Below are 15,193 nucleotides of genomic sequence, written 5' to 3' on the forward strand. Positions count from 1 at the left end.
GCGGAGAAGCCCCCGCGCGTTCCGCAGCGATCTCCCTGAGTACGGATTCCCGCCCATGCGCCTGACAACGCCTGGGCGCTATTCGCAGTAGTGGCTTCACTTTTTGACAGGGTAACGGAGGAGAAGATGAAGAAAGCATTGCTCGCCGCGGCGCTGATGTCTGCTGGCGTGATCGCACATGCGCAAAGCAGCGTGACGCTGTACGGGCGCCTTGACGCTGGCATCGAGTACATGAGCGGCCTGCCGAACGGCTCGGGCGGCTCGACTTCCCGGTGGCGCGCCGAGAGCGGCGACTGGGGTACGAGCCTGTGGGGCTTGAAGGGCGCGGAAGATCTCGGCGGCGGTACTAAGGCGGTGTTCCAGTTGGAAGGCGCCTTTAACACGATGACCGGTGGCCTCGGCACTACCGGCTCTATCTGGGATCGCTGGGCAACTGTCGGTCTGTCGAACAACAACTTCGGTACGTTCCTGATGGGCCGCGAGCTCTTCATCGCCAACGGCGTATGGGACTTCGATCCGTTCGGTCAATCGGCTTGGTCGTCGGCGTCGCTCGTGCGTGGCCGCAACTGGGGCAAAGTTAGCAACGTCTTCTCGTATCAATCGCCGAAGTTTGCCGGCTTCGACGTGTACGGCCAGTACGGACTGTCGAACTCGACGAGCTTTAACAGCAACCCGAACGGCCAGGGTCGTATGGATGGTCTCCAACTGACCTACACGAACCCGCTGTTCCAAGTGCGCGGCATTTACGACGAAATCCGCAACAACAACACTGGCGTCCTCAGCGGTGCCGACGGTGCGTTCTCGTTCTCGCGCGAATACACGGCCGCCGTCAATGTGTTCCTCGGCCCGTTCAAGATTCAAGGCGCCTACCAAGCGCTCCGCACGTCTGGCTATACGGCCGCGTCCACCGGACTTGCTCCCTCGTCGGTCGACCACGAATGGGGTGGCGTGACGTGGCAAGCCACGCCGGCCGCAGCCCTCATCGCTGCCGTCTACCATGCCAACTATAACAACGGCTTCGGTAACTCGACGATCTACACGATCGGCGGCACGTATAACCTTTCGAAGCGCACGTTGCTCGACATCCAGATCGCTACCGTTCGCAACAGCAAGACCGCGAACCTCGGCCTCGAGGCGAACTCGTTCACGGAGCCGAACTCCATCGTGTCCGGCAGCGACAACCCGGTGGCTGGTCACAGCCAGTCGGGTGCCTACGTCGGCATCCAGCACGTGTTCTAATCGAACGACATAGCGAACCTAACTGCTTCACAGATCCAAGTTTTAACGCTGCTGCGAGAGGCGCGTATCGGTGCGGTGTCCGTCAGGGCGTCGCACCGTTTTTTTATGGTGCGCGCATTTGAGTCGACTGAGGCATGCCGGCGCGGCGTGTGCCCCGCAGGAGAACCCGGCGGGCACACCGTCAGTAGTGTGAATCCCTCCCCCCCGGGGTAGGGACGACGTCAGATCGCCGCTTCGTTCTCTTCGCCGGTGCGAATGCGAATGGCGCGCTCGACGTCAGTGACGAAGATCTTGCCGTCGCCGATTTTGCCCGTGCGCGCGGCGCCGACGATCGCATCGATGACCTGGTCGCACTGCCCGTCCGGCACCACGACCTCGATCTTCACTTTCGGCAGAAAATCGACGACGTACTCGGCGCCCCGATAGAGCTCCGTGTGCCCCTTCTGCCGGCCGAAGCCCTTCACTTCCGTAACGGTGAGCCCGGTCATGCCGACCTCGGCCAGCGCCTCGCGGACTTCGTCGAGCTTGAATGGTTTGATGATCGCTGTGACGCGTTTCATGGCTTCCTCACTTTTTTCTGGAATGAATGAATCGATTCTACGCCACGGTCGCCCGCCATCGCCGAGTCACTGAATCGGTTCTGTGTAGCGCGACGTGATCGGGTAGCGCCAGTCGCGACCGAATGCACGGTGCGTCACGCGAATGCCGATCGGCGCCTGGCGGCGCTTGTATTCGTTCAGCTTCAGCAGGCGCGTGACGCGCGTCACGTCTTCGCGCGCGAAGCCCGCCGCGACGATCTCGGCGAGCGATTTGTCCTCCTCCATGTACATCTGCACGATCGCGTCGAGCACGTCGTACGGCGGCAGGCTGTCCTGATCGGTTTGGTTTTCGCGCAATTCCGCCGACGGCGCGCGCGTGAGGATCCGTTCCGGAATGACGTCGCGTTGAGCGAAGAGCGCCGCCTCGTTGCGATAGCGGCACAGCCGATAGACGAGCGTCTTCGCGATGTCCTTGATGACGGCGAAGCCGCCCGCCATGTCTCCGTATAGCGTGCAGTAGCCGACGGCCATCTCGCTCTTGTTGCCCGTCGTCAGCACGAGCGAGCCGAACTTGTTCGAAAGCGCCATCAGCAGCGTGCCGCGAATGCGCGCCTGAATGTTCTCTTCCGTCGCATCTTCGGGCAACCCTTCGAATTCGCGCGCGAGCGAGCCCCGGAATGCATCGACCATCGGCGCGATCGGTATCTCGTCGTAGCGCACGCCGAGGCGCCGTGCCATGTCGGCCGCATCGAGCATCGAAATATCGGCCGTGTAGCGCGACGGCATCATCACGGCGCGCACGCGCTCAGGCCCCAGCGCATCGCAGGCGATGGCCAGCACGAGCGCCGAGTCGACGCCGCCCGAGAGACCCACGATCGCGCCCGGGAATCCGTTCTTGCCGATGTAGTCGCGCACGCCGAGCACGAGCGCCGCATAGACCTGCGCTTCGAGCGACTCGCTCGCGGCGATCCGGCCTTTTTTCGGATGCGCGCCGTCGAATTCGACGACCATGTTGCCTTCGGCGAACTGCGGCATTTTCGCGACGACTTCGCCTTTCGCGTCGAGCACGAACGAGCCGCCGTCGAACACGAGCTCGTCCTGCGCCCCGACGAGATTCACGTAGACCATCGGCAGCCCCGTCTCGGCGATGCGCGCGCGCAAAATGTCGATGCGGGTCGCTTCCTTGTTGAGATGGTACGGCGAGCCGTTCGGGATCAGCAGGACTTCGGCGCCCGCCGCCTTCGCCAATTGCGCGGCCGAGGCATGCCAGGCGTCTTCGCAGATCACGACGCCATACTTCACCCCGTCGAGCTCGAACACGAACGGCGCCGCGTCCGAAGCGAAGTAGCGCTTCTCGTCGAACACTTCGGTGTTCGGCAAGTCCTGCTTGCGATAGGTGCCCGCGATGCGCCCGTCGACGACGAGCGAAGCGGCGTTGTAGGTATCGACAGGAGGAAGCCCGCGCTCGATGGGCCGGTTTGCATTACCATGACCGCTCGCGGCGCTCGCGACGCCGTCGGCCTCGGCCCCATCGCGGTGCGGATGACCGACGACGACGGCGAGGCCCGTGAACGGCTTCAACTGCGCGGCCAGCTCGGCGAGCGCAGCGGCGCAGGCGCCATAGAACGCGGGGCGCAACAGCAGATCCTCGGGCGGATAGCCCGAGAGCGCGAGCTCCGGCGTGACGAGCAGCCTGGCGCCGTCTCGATGCGCCGCGCGCGCGGCCTCGACGATCTTCGCGATGTTGCCGGCGAAGTCGCCAACGGTGGTATTGATTTGGGCGAGAGCGATTCGGGTCTTCATGGTCAATTGGGCGGCGATCGATCGACACGATGTGCCGCCCGCTTCGCTGACACGGTCACACAGTTGAAACAGGAACGCATCGATTATCGCATGGGTCTTCTCGCCTCCGTCCAGGAGGTCGACGCGGCGCAATGGAACGCCTTGCTCGCTCGCCAGGCTCAGCCCACGCCGTTCTTGCGCCATGAATTCCTGAGCGCGCTGACGAGCACGCAATGCGCCACCGAGCGCACGGGCTGGGCGCCACGCTTCGTCACGCTCGTCGACGCGCGCACCGAAGCGCTCGCGGCCGTCGCGCCCGTGTATTTGAAGAGCCACTCCTATGGCGAGTACGTCTTCGACTGGGCGTGGGCCGACGCCTACCAGCGCAACGGGCTCGAGTACTACCCGAAGCTCCTTTGCGCGATACCGTTCACGCCCGTGCAGGGCACGCGGCTCATCGCCGTCGACGATACCGCGCGCCGGCGGCTCGCGGCCTCGCTCATCGCGCTCGCGGAGCAATCGGACGTCTCGTCGCTGCACGTCCTCTTTCCCACCCCGGCCGAAAGCGACACGCTCGCCGAGCTCGGCATGATGCGGCGGGAAGGTATCCAGTTTCACTGGCTCAACGCGGGCTACCGCGACTTCGACGACTTCCTCTTCACGCTCGAGCAGAAAAAGCGGAAAAACATCCGAGCCGAGCGGCGCAAGGTGCGAGAAGCCGGAATCACGTTCAGACGCGTGCGCGGCGAAGACGCCACCGACGACGACTGGCGCTTTTTCACGCGCTGCTATCGGCAGACCTATCGCGAGCACTTCTCGCAACCGTATCTGAACCTGGACTTCTTTCGCACGATCGGCGCGACGATGCCCGAAAATCTGCTGCTCGTCGTGGCCGAGCGCCGGGGCAAGCCGATTGCGAGCGCGCTCGTTGTCTACGAGCGCAACGGGCAAACGGGCGGCGCGCTCTACGGGCGCTATTGGGGTGCCCTCGAGCACGTCCCCTGCCTTCACTTCGAAACGGCCTACTATCAGCCGCTCGAGTTCTGCATCGAGGAAAAGCTCGCCGTTTTCGAAGGCGGCGCCCAAGGCGAGCATAAGATGGCGCGCGGCTTCATGCCGACCGTCACCCGTTCGGCGCATTGGCTCGCGCATCCCGCGTTCTCCGATGCGGTCGCGCATTTTCTTGCCAACGAGGCCAACCTGATCCACGCGCATGTCGACGAGCTGCGCGAGCACAATCCGTTCAAGTGTTGAAGATGACCTGGTTTCTCTACCTCGTCGAATGCGCGGACGGCAGCGTCTATACAGGGATCGCCACGAATGTCGCCGCGCGCTTCGAGAAACATGCGAACGGAGTCGGCGCACGCTATACGCGCGCGAAAAAGGCCGTGGCGCTGCTCGCATCGTTCGAAGTCGGCGACCGCTCGAGCGCATTGCGTGCCGAGGTTCGCGTGAAGCGCCTCACCGCGGCGAAAAAGCGTGCGCTTGCCGCCGGCGAGTGCTCGCTTGCCTCCGTGTTGTCGACGTAACGGAAGAACGGCTGAACGTCGGGCTCGATAGATGCGCTAAACTGCGCGAAAGTACGGGGACGTAATACTTTTTTGCATTTGGCGCCGCGGCTCTGGCAACATACGGCGCGTGGTTGACTTCACTATAAATCCGAGCACCTCATGGTTTCGACCGCCGAAAGCGCCCGTCAGGCGCCGAATTTAGGGGGAAAGATCCGCGCCTTGCGGCAGCGCCTCAAGCGCACCCTCGACGAGACCGCTACCGCCGCAGGCATTTCCAAGCCGTTTCTATCGCAGGTCGAGCGCGGGCTCGCCACGCCGTCGCTGACTTCGCTGGCGGGCATTGCTCACGCGCTCGGCGTTCAGCTGCAGTATTTCGTCGATACGCCGAGCGAAGAGCGCACGGTGCGGCGCGCCGAGCAGCTGCGGTTCTTCAGCTTCGCCGGCTCGGCCAATTTGTTCGCACGCCTAACCAGTTCGTCGGTCGGAAGCCAGCTCGAGAGTCTGCTCGTGAAGCTGCCCGCCGGACAGAAGAAGGCATCGGAAGTCACGACGCACGCCGGCGAGGAGTTCGTCTACTTGATCGAGGGCGAGTTGCAGTTGACGCTCGAAGGCAAGACGTTCAGCCTGCGCACCGGCGACAGCGCCCATTACGAATCCACGGTCCCACACAGCTGGGCGAACACGGGCAGCGTCGAGACGACGCTGTTGTGGGTCGGCTCTCCGCGTCTTTTTTGACGTCGGCGCGACGCCGCGCGGCGCGCATTGCGCTCAGGCTCGTCACTCGCTCGCGTTCGTCACTCGCTCGCGGCCGCAAGCGCCACCGCGCTCGACGCTGCGGCGAGACGATGCCGATTCGAAAGGGCTCGCATCAGCGGCAACATCGCGATGGTCAGGAGGGCGCCCGCGGTGGCGAGCCAGCCCAGCTCGGCGAAGAGCCGCGTGTAGATGCGCAGCGATTGCGCCGCTTCGATTCCTTCGGACGGCAACTGCGCGAAATTCGCCACGACGCTGCCGAGATACTGCGACACGCCAGTGGCGATGAAGTAGGCCCCCATCATGAAGCCGCTCATTCGCACGGGCGTGTAGCGCGCGATCATGGCCGTGCCGAGGCCGCTCACGAGCAGCTCGCCGAGCGAGTAGAGTCCGTATCCCCAGACCATGAACCACGATGAGACGCGCCCGTCCACCGCATAGCGGCCGCTCAGCGCGTAGGTGAAGAAACCGGCCGCAACCGCCACGAACCCGACCGCAAACTTGGCCGCAATGGAGAGATCGCGGCCGCGCCGGCCAAGGCGCGTGTAGGCGAAGGCGAGCAAGGGGCTCAACAGCATGATCCAGATCGGGTTGAGCGCCTGGAATTGCGCCGCGCTCCAAGTGAAAAGCCGAACGCCGGCGAGCGTGAAGTCGGGGTCCACGTTGCGCAGTGCGAAGAGCGTGAGCGACGTCGACATCTGCTGATAGAAGATGAAGAACAGAATCGATTGCAAAACGAGGATCAACGCGGCAATGAGGCCGGCGCGCTCGGCCGGCTCGCACTTGACGATGAGGTAGCCGAAGACGACGAGTACCGCGGCGGCGGCCGCATCGACGCATGCCAGCGCAAGCGCTTCGTGCGCGAGCACGTAGGTCGACGCGAGCCCGAGCGCGATGCCGCCCGCAGCGACGAGACCGACGCGCCGCCAGTCGATCGGTGCGTCATCGGGCGCGGAGCCGGCATGGACGAGGGAGCGGTACCGCGTCAGGAAGTTGACCACGCCGACGACCATCCCCGCGCAGCAGACGGCGAAAGCCGCGTGCCATCCCCACCGATCCTTGATCCACGGCGTAGCAAGAATCGATACAGTCGAGCCGATGTTGACCGCCATGTAGTAGATCGTGAATGCGCTGTCGAGGCTTGCGTCGTCGCCTTCATAGATGCGGCGCACGAGATTCGACGAATTCGCCTTGAACAAACCATTGCCGACCACGATCACACCGAGCGAGACGTACATGAACGAAATGCGGTCGTCGGGCAGCGCGAGCATCAGATAGCCGATGGCGAGCACGAAGGCGCCCATCAGCATCGTGCGGCGCGTGCCGAGCAGCTTGTCGCCGATCCAGCCGCCTATCGCGGGCGCCGCATAGACGAGCGCCGTAAACGACCCCCAGACGAGATTGGCTTCGCCGTCGCTGAAGCCGGCGCGCTCGACCATGAAGAGGACGAGCAGCGCCGCCATGCCGTAAAAGCCGAAGCGCTCCCAAATTTCCACGAGGAAGACCGTGGCGAATGCGCGTGACTGCGAAGCCGAAGAAGTCATCGAATGTTCCCTTCTATTGGAGCGACGCGGCGACGAGCGCTCGCGTATATCGACGTGACGGCGCGCTCAGGAGCGCCAGCGTCTCGCCCGATTCGACGATGCGTCCTGACTTCATGACGACGACGCGATGCGCCATCGCCCGAATGACGGCAAGGTCGTGCGTGATCAACAAATAACTGAGTCCGTATCGCTTCTGTAATCGCGCGAGCAAGCCGAGCACTTGCTTTTGCACCGATACGTCGAGTGCGCTCGTCGGCTCGTCGAGCACGACGAGTTCCGGTTCCACCGCGAGCGCGCGTGCAATGGCGATGCGCTGACGCTGGCCGCCCGAGAACTCGTGCGGATAGCGCGGCAACACATCGTCGGGCAAGCCCACCTCCGCGATCAGCTCGGCCACGCGCCGTGAGCGCGCTTTCTCGTCGAGCTCGGGACGATGCACACGCAGCCCTTCGCCGACGATCTGTTCGATCGTCATGCGCGGCGACAGTGAACCGAACGGATCCTGAAACACCACCTGCATGCGTCCGCACAGCTTGCGGCGTTCGTCGTTGGAGGTCCGATAGGTCGCCAGCGACCGGCCACCGATCTTGACGTCGCCCTCCGCGATCCGCTGCAACCCGAGCACCGTCGCCGCGAGCGTCGATTTACCCGAGCCCGATTCGCCGACGATGCCGAGCGTCTCGCCTTGCCTCACGAAGAGTCCGACCTCGTGCAGCGCCCGAAACCTCGCGCTGCCGAACATGCCGGCGACTCCCTTCGCACGCGTGCGGTAGTCGACGGCAAGGCCGACCACGTTCAATATCCGAGGCGCGTGCTCGGCAACGGGCTCGACGACGCGCGCGGGCTCGCTATCGAGCAGCCGCTTCGTGTAAGGATGGCGCGGATTCGCGAAGAGTTCTTCCGTCGTATTCGTCTCGACGAGTACGCCCTTCTCCATCACGGCCACGCGCTGCGCGAAACGCTGCACGAGATGAAGGTCGTGCGTGATCAGCAGCACGGCCATGCCGCGCTCGTCCGCTTCCTGCCGCTGCAATTCGATCAGCAAGTCGACGATCTGCTCGCGCACGGTGACGTCCAGCGCCGTCGTCGGCTCGTCGGCGATCAGGAGACGCGGCCGGCAAGCAAGCGCCATCGCGATCATCGCGCGCTGGCGCTGGCCGCCCGAGAGCTGATGCGAATAGCTGTCGATGCGCCGCTCGGGTTCCGGAATGCCGGTGCGCGCGAGGAGCTCGATGCCACGCGCGCGCGCCGCGTTGGCGCGCAAGCCTTCGTGCAATCGCAGACTTTCGGCGATTTGCTGACCGATCGTATAAAGCGGATTGAGCGCGGTCATCGGCTCCTGAAACACCATCGCGATATCGGCGCCGCGAATGCCGCGCATCTGCTGCTCTGACTTGGCGAGCAGATCTTCGCCATCGAAGACGATGCGCCCGCTCAATGCCGCATGCTCGACCAACCTCAGGATCGAGAGGGCCGTCACGCTCTTGCCCGAGCCCGACTCGCCGACGAGCGCCACGCGCTCGCCGCGCGCAACGGACAGATTCAGGTTGCGCACGGCGAGCTTCTGCCCGAAGCAGACCGAGAAGCTTTGGATGTCGAGGAGCGAGCCGTGGTTGGAGGTCGAGGTCGAGGCCGAGGTCGAGTTCGAATTCGCGTTCGCTTTCATCGTGCGGCCCCACCGAAAGCCGAGCCGCGATTGCGCGTGTCGAGCGCGTTGCGCAGCGCATCGCCCATGAACGTCAGCAGCAGCAGCGTCACGACGAGCGCGGCGAACGCCGACATCGAAATCCACCAGGCGTCGAGATTGTTCTTCCCCTCCTGAAGCAGCTCGCCGAGGCTGGGAGTGGGCGGCGGCACGCCGAGGCCGAGAAAATCGAGACTGGTGAGCGACAAAATCGCGGCGCTCATCCGGAACGGCAGGAACGTGATGACGGGCGTGAGGCTGTTGGGGAGCACGTGGCGCCAGATGATCTGCCAGTTCGAGAGCCCCATCGTGCGCGCGGCTCTGACGTAGTCGAGCGAGCGATTACGCAGAAACTCGGCGCGCACGTAATCGGAAAGCACGAGCCAGCCGAACATCGACAACAGGACGAAGAGCAGCCACAGCGTCGGTTCGAAAATCGATGCAAAGATGATGAGCAGGTACAGGTCCGGCATGGAGCCCCAGATTTCGATCAAGCGCTGCCCGATCAGATCGACGCGCCCGCCGTAAAAGCCTTGCAGCGCGCCCGTCAGGACTCCTAAGAAAACGCCCGATACGGTCAGCGCCAAGGCCATCAGCACCGAGACACGGAAGCCGTATAGCAGCCGCGCGAGCACGTCCCGACCGAACTGATCGGTGCCGAGCCAGTTTTCCGGTGACGGCGGCGCCGGAAACGGCCGAGAGGCGAAATAGTCGATGGTGTCGTAGTAGTGGCGGTCGATGGGATAGACGGCGAAATTGCCGTTCGACGTGATCCGCGAATGGATATACGGATCGAGGTAATTCGCCTTGGCGGGAAAGTCGCCGCCGAACTGAGTCTCGGGATAGGTCTCGAGGACCGGGAAGTAGTAGTGCCCCGCGTATCGAACGATGAGGGGCTTGTCGTTGACGAGCACCTCGCCGAACAGGCTGACGACGAAGAGCGCCACGAAGATGACGAGGCTCCAGTAGCCGAGCCGCTGGGACTTGAAGCGCAGCCAGGTGCGCCGCCACGGCGACACCGGCGCGACAGGCGCCGTCGAGTCAACGATCGACGCTGTCGAATTGAATGCGGGGGTCGACGAGGACATAGCAGGCATCAGCAATGAGTTTCGTTACGAGGGCGATCAGCGTGAAGAGAAACAGCGATCCGAGCACCACCGGATAGTCGCGGCGAATCGCCGAATCGTAGGAAAGCTGGCCAATGCCGTTCAACGAGAACAGCGTCTCGATGAGCAGATTGCCGTTGAGAAACGCACCGACGAACGCGGCCGGCAAGCCTGTCAGCAGCGGAATTGCGGCGTTGCGCAGCACATGCTTCCACAGCACGTCGCGCTCGGGCGCGCCTTTGGCGCGAGCCGTCAGCACATACTGGCGACCGATTTCCTCGAGGAACGTGTTCTTCGTGAGGATCGTCACGATCGCAAAGTTGCCGACCACCGAGGCGCAGACCGGCAGCACCATGTGCCACAAGTAGTCCAGCACCTTGCCCGTCGTGCTCAAGGTGTCGAAATCGTCCGAGGTGAGACCGCGCATCGGAAACAGATCCCAGAATGTGCCCCCGCCGAACAGCATCAGCAGCAAGACGCCGAGCACGAAGCCCGGTATGGCGTAGCCGACGAGCACGAGCACGCTCGTCGCCGTATCGAAGCGGGAACCGTTGCGTACGGCTTTCGCGATGCCGAGCGGCACGGCGACGAGATACGTCAGCACGATCGTCCAGACGCCGAGCGAGATCGATACGGGCAAGCGTCCTCGAATCACGTTCCAGACGCTGTCGTGCTGAAAGTACGACTGTCCGAGATCGAACGTCGCGTAGCTTTTGAGCATGAGGACATAGCGCGTGAGCGGCGGCTTGTCGAAGCCGAACTGCTTCTTGATCTGCTCGATCTGTTGCGGGTCGACGCCCTGGCTGCCGTGATAGCCGCCGCCTCCCCCGCCATCTCCACGGTGAGCACCATGACGCAGTTGCATCACCATCTGCTCCACGGGACCGCCGGGAACGAACTGCGTCACGACGAAAGTCAGCGTGACGACGCCGATCAGCGTCGGCACCATCAGCAGCAGACGTCTGAGAAGGTAGGCAAGCATGGCGCTCCTCAGTGAACCGTGGTTGCGGACAAGGCGGATGAGGCGGTCGAGGCGCTCGCCGCATAGGGCTGCGGCCGCCTCTTGCGGTACCAGTAGTCGATCACCCAGTCCTCGTACTTGTAGCTCACGGGCACGACGGTCGGATATCCGAGCGTGGTTTTATAGCCGATTCGCGCATGCGGCATGTAGTACTGCGGCACCAGGTAGTACTCGTCGATCAGCACGCGATCGAGCGCATGCGTAGCCGTTTCGAGGTCGTCGAGCGTCGTCGCGCCGACGGCCGCATGCACGAGTGCATCGACGGCGTTGGAACGGATGCCGGCATAGTTCTCGGAGCCGACCTGTGATGCGGCCTCGCTCGAAAAGCGGCGAATGAGCTCGACGCCAGGGATGGTGACCTCGGGATAGATGAACGTCGTCATGTCGTATTGGAAATTGTCGAGCCGCTTCTGGTAGAGCGCGCTGTCGAGCTCGCGCATATGGGCGTCGATACCGAGCGTCTGCAATGCCTGCGTATAAGGAACGATGAGACGGTCCATGCCCGGCTGGTCGTCGATAATCTCGATTCGCATCGGCGTGCCGTTGGTATCGCGCAATGCGCCGTCGCGGTAATGCCAGCCCGCCTCGGCCAGCAACTCGCGCGCCTGACGCAGGTTCGCCCGCAGCGAATTGGGCGGCAGCGTGCTCGGCTGCTGAACCATTGGGCCGAACACCTCGGGTGGCAGCGTCGAGCGGAACGGCTCGAGCAGCTTCAGTTCCTTCTCGCTCGGCACTCCGCTCGCGGCAAATGGGCTATCTTCCCAGTAGCTGTGCGTGCGACGGTACTGGCCGTAGAACATCATCCGGTTCATCCAGTCGTAGTCGAAGGCGAGGGCGAGCGCGTGCCGCACCCGTACGTCCTTGAACTGTGGCTCGCGCGTGTTGATGAGGAAGCCCTGCATCTGCGCCGGACCATCACGGAACATCCGCTTCGCGAGCATGCCGTTGTCGAAGTTCTTGCCGACATACTTGCGTGCCCATTGCGTTGCGCTGTATTCCACGTCGACGTCGTCATCGCCGGCCTTGAACGCTTCGAGCTTCGTGTACTGGTCGAGGTAGAGCTTGAACGTGATTCGGCGAAAGCGATACATGCCGCGACGCACAGGCAAGTCCGCCGCCCAGTATTTTGGATTGCGGTAATAAACGATCGTCTTGTCGTTCTTGCGCGCCTCGATCAGATACGCGCCGCTCGCGATCGGCGGATCGGTTGCGATTTGATCGAAAGGCAATCGCCTTCCGTCCGCCTGTACGCCCCATTTTTGGGAAAACACAGGCAGATCGCCGGCGGTGAGCGGATTCGCTCGAGACGCATCGGCGAAATCGAAGCGCACGGTCAGCCGATCGAGCACGACGGCGTCCTTGATGACGGCAAACTGCGACGCGAAGAGCGGCGACGCCTGTTGGCTTTTCAGCGTGTCGAGCGAGTATTTGACGTCGGTGGCGGTGATCGCGTCGCCGTTCGAGAATCGCGCGGCCGGATTGATATGGAACGTCGCGGAGCGGCCATCCGCGGCCACTTCGACATCGTCCGCGATCAGCGGATACTCGGATGCGAGCTCGTCCCAACTCCGCTGCATCAGCGTATCGAACATCAGGTTCTTGATGTCGGGCGCCGCGAGCCCGCGCACGATGAACGGGTTCAGTGAATCGTAGCTCTGCGGGTCGTCGTAGTTCTGGAAAACGAGCTCGCCATCCGCCGGGGCATCAGGATCGGCATAGTCGAAGTGAGTGAAAGTCGGCGGATACTTAGGAGTCCCGAACTGAGCGATGGCGCTCGCCCCGTACGCGGGTAGTGCCAACGACGCTGCGAGCAACGCGGCGCAGGCCCATCGGCCTGCGCTGGCGCAGATACTGACGCGGTGCGACCTTCGGAATGTCACAGGATCGAGCATCGGCATGAGGGCGTTCGCGCGCTTCACTTCGACGCAACGAGCAGCCACAGCCGCGCGAGATCAGCCGACCCGTCGTTACCCTTGACCGCGCGGAATGCCTGCACGGCGCGTGCCTTTTGTCCGGCAACGTAATAGGCGACGCCGAGATGCAGCTGCGCTTGATCGGGATGATCGAGGCCGCCCTTCGCGATCGCCGACTGCATCATCGCGATGCCGTCATTGGCCTTTCCAGCGAAGACGAGGTTGAGCCCTTCGTCGATCGGTGCGACAGGATTCGCGCCATCGGCCGGCCCCGCCCCCTGTGCTCGCTTCGCCGCGAGCGCTTGCAGCCGCTTTTCGCGCTCGGCTTGCGCGTCGTGCCCGAGTACGCCTGAAGTGAAGCCCTGATCGACAACCTGTTTGGCCTCGGCCGTGCTGCCTGCCACGATCGCGAGCTGCGTCATCTCCATATAATCGTCGGCAGTACTCAGTGATCCGGTGACGCGGCGCAGTCGGTACATGTCGACGTCGAGCCGCGACGAGTAGCCGGGCTTGCTTCGTATCGCCGAGAAGAGGTCCTGCCAGTACGACGGCTTCGGATGATAGGCGACGAGCGCTTCGAGCGCGCCGCGGTACGCCGCGTCGTCCTTGGCGTGCTGGGCGCACGTGCCGAGCAGTTGCAGCTCCGATTCGTCGGGCGCATGGCCCGCGCGCAACTGTGCATCGATCGACGTTTTCAGTAGCTTCGTCGCATCGGCATAATCGCCCGACTCATAGTAGGCCTCGACGAGCAGCGTGCGCATCTGCGGATCGGCGCCGCCTGCTTTCATGTAGCGCTGGGCCGTCGCGATTGCCTTCGGGTAGTTGTGCTGCTGAAAGTAGACGCCGGCGAGGGCCGCGGTGACCCGCACTTCGTCCTCACCTTTGATTTGGCCCGAGGAGAGCAGTGTCTCGTAGGCTTGCGTGGCGGTGCCCGTTTCGCCGGCGGCCATCGCCGTCGCGCCGCGCATCTCTTCGACCATCGTTGTTTCATACGGCGTCTTGTTCGGCACCGCGGCCGCGGCGGCGATCTTCGCCAGCGCGTCCTTATATTTATGCGCGCGATAGAGATCCTGCGCGGCGTTGAGCGGCTTCGCGACCTCGGGACGCAGCGTGTCGGCTGCGCTCACCGTGGGGAGGCCTCCGAGTCCGAAAAAGAGGAAGCCTCCGAGCGCAGCGGCTACGGCCGCGCGGCGGAACCGTTGATGAATCCTATGCATTGCGACTTCCTTTATTGCATGTACTGCTCGTTGCCGACGAGCCCGATCTTCGTCGCGCCCTCGCGCTGCGCGGCGGCCATCACCTCGGCGACCGTCTTGTACGGCGCGAGCTTGTTCGGCAGCAAATGAATCTCGGGCTGGACGGGCTCCGCCGCGACCTGTGCGAGCTTGGCTTCGAGCGTCGCGCGATCGGGCACGACGACACCGTTCCACGTCGTCGTGCCGTCGAAGTCGATATCGATCTGCACGACCTGCGGCGGCGTGGCCGGAGGCGGCGGATTGCCGACGGGCAGGTCCATCTTGACCGCGTGCATCTGGATCGGAATCGTGATGATCAGCATGATCAGCAGCACGAGCATCACGTCGATGAGCGGCGTCGTATTGATGTCGGCCATCACTTCCGGTTCTCCGCCGCGCCCGCCTGAAGAAACGTTCATCCCCATCGTTCGTATCTCCTACTCGCCGCGCGCGGGCGGCTGCGTGATGAATGAGACTTTCGCGATGCCCGCGCGCTCGCATGCGGTGATAACGCGACCGATGAACTCGTAGCGCGTCTCCTGATCGCCGCGCACGTGCACCTCCGGCTGCGGCGTCGAGACCGAGGCCGCCTTCAGGCGAGCGAGCAGCGTCGGCGCGTCGACGCGCGCTTCGTTCCAGAAGACGTCGCCGTCGCGATTGACGGCAATCTCGATGCTCTTCGGCTGCGTCTGCAGCGGGTGGACCCGTTCCTTCGGCAACTGAAGCGGTACCGTGTGCGTGACGACGGGAATCGTGATCAGGAAGATGATGAGCAACACCAGCATGACGTCGACGAGCGGCGTCGTGTTGATGTCGGACATGACTTCATCGTCGCTCTCTCCAACGCTCATTGCCATGACTGACCT

The 15,193-nt window shown here is 63.6% G+C and carries 13 protein-coding genes and 1 pseudogene; 4 read left to right on the forward strand and 10 right to left on the reverse strand.

Annotation, left to right across the window (positions count from 1 at the left end; all coding sequences use genetic code 11):
- Positions 1 to 126 precede the first annotated feature (126 nt).
- Entirely contained in the window at positions 127 to 1,239 is a 1,113-nt protein-coding gene (locus C9I57_RS17350; RefSeq protein WP_107151880.1) for a porin, read from the forward strand.
- 221 nt (positions 1,240 to 1,460) lie between these two features.
- On the opposite strand, the gene C9I57_RS17355 is transcribed toward C9I57_RS17350, so the two are convergent.
- Entirely contained in the window at positions 1,461 to 1,799 is a 339-nt protein-coding gene (locus C9I57_RS17355) for a P-II family nitrogen regulator (RefSeq protein ID WP_018443069.1), read from the reverse strand.
- A 66-nt stretch (positions 1,800 to 1,865) separates the two neighbouring features.
- Positions 1,866 to 3,581: an NAD+ synthase gene (locus C9I57_RS17360; RefSeq protein ID WP_107151881.1), complete on the reverse strand. Its 1,716-nt coding sequence runs from the start codon at positions 3,579 to 3,581 to the stop codon at positions 1,866 to 1,868.
- A gap of 63 nt (positions 3,582 to 3,644) precedes the next feature.
- Between C9I57_RS17360 and C9I57_RS17365 the strand changes: the two genes are divergently transcribed.
- From C9I57_RS17365 to C9I57_RS17375, 3 genes and pseudogenes are all read left to right on the forward strand, one after another.
- On the forward strand, positions 3,645 to 4,814 hold the full coding sequence (locus tag C9I57_RS17365; protein WP_107152063.1) for a GNAT family N-acetyltransferase: 1,170 nt from the start codon (positions 3,645 to 3,647) through the stop codon (positions 4,812 to 4,814).
- Between the two features lie 2 nt (positions 4,815 to 4,816).
- Positions 4,817 to 5,080 (forward strand): annotated as a pseudogene (locus tag C9I57_RS17370) (GIY-YIG nuclease family protein); the annotation flags it as partial.
- A gap of 150 nt (positions 5,081 to 5,230) precedes the next feature.
- Positions 5,231 to 5,806, forward strand: a complete 576-nt coding sequence (locus tag C9I57_RS17375) for a helix-turn-helix domain-containing protein (RefSeq protein ID WP_018443073.1) — start codon at positions 5,231 to 5,233, stop codon at positions 5,804 to 5,806.
- 59 nt (positions 5,807 to 5,865) lie between these two features.
- Here C9I57_RS17375 and C9I57_RS17380 read toward each other — a convergent pair whose 3' ends face one another.
- Genes C9I57_RS17380 through C9I57_RS17415 form a run of 8 tightly spaced genes read right to left on the reverse strand, consistent with a single transcriptional unit; the run spans position 5,866 to position 15,184 of the window.
- Positions 5,866 to 7,368 (reverse strand): peptide MFS transporter, encoded by a 1,503-nt coding sequence (locus C9I57_RS17380; RefSeq protein WP_107151883.1) that lies wholly within the window; start codon positions 7,366 to 7,368, stop codon positions 5,866 to 5,868.
- 13 nt (positions 7,369 to 7,381) lie between these two features.
- Positions 7,382 to 9,034: an ABC transporter ATP-binding protein gene (locus tag C9I57_RS17385; protein ID WP_258187692.1), complete on the reverse strand. Its 1,653-nt coding sequence runs from the start codon at positions 9,032 to 9,034 to the stop codon at positions 7,382 to 7,384.
- Entirely contained in the window at positions 9,031 to 10,140 is a 1,110-nt protein-coding gene (locus C9I57_RS17390; protein ID WP_107151884.1) for an ABC transporter permease, read from the reverse strand. The genes C9I57_RS17385 and C9I57_RS17390 overlap by 4 nt, the downstream gene beginning before the upstream one ends.
- Complete coding sequence (locus tag C9I57_RS17395; RefSeq protein WP_107151885.1) at positions 10,094 to 11,140, reverse strand: ABC transporter permease subunit; 1,047 nt, start codon at positions 11,138 to 11,140, stop codon at positions 10,094 to 10,096. The genes C9I57_RS17390 and C9I57_RS17395 overlap by 47 nt, the downstream gene beginning before the upstream one ends.
- A gap of 8 nt (positions 11,141 to 11,148) precedes the next feature.
- Entirely contained in the window at positions 11,149 to 13,071 is a 1,923-nt protein-coding gene (locus C9I57_RS17400; RefSeq protein WP_107152065.1) for an extracellular solute-binding protein, read from the reverse strand.
- Positions 13,072 to 13,094: 23 nt separating this feature from the next.
- Positions 13,095 to 14,309: a tetratricopeptide repeat protein gene (locus C9I57_RS17405; RefSeq protein ID WP_107151886.1), complete on the reverse strand. Its 1,215-nt coding sequence runs from the start codon at positions 14,307 to 14,309 to the stop codon at positions 13,095 to 13,097.
- A gap of 11 nt (positions 14,310 to 14,320) precedes the next feature.
- Positions 14,321 to 14,752 (reverse strand): ExbD/TolR family protein, encoded by a 432-nt coding sequence (locus tag C9I57_RS17410; protein WP_107151887.1) that lies wholly within the window; start codon positions 14,750 to 14,752, stop codon positions 14,321 to 14,323.
- A 12-nt stretch (positions 14,753 to 14,764) separates the two neighbouring features.
- The gene (locus tag C9I57_RS17415) at positions 14,765 to 15,184 is read right to left on the reverse strand and encodes an ExbD/TolR family protein (RefSeq protein WP_018443081.1); all 420 of its coding nucleotides are present in this window, start codon (positions 15,182 to 15,184) and stop codon (positions 14,765 to 14,767) included.
- Positions 15,185 to 15,193: the final 9 nt, after the last annotated feature.

This window comes from Trinickia symbiotica (assembly GCF_003028655.1).
In the GTDB taxonomy this organism is placed as follows: domain Bacteria; phylum Pseudomonadota; class Gammaproteobacteria; order Burkholderiales; family Burkholderiaceae; genus Trinickia; species Trinickia symbiotica_A.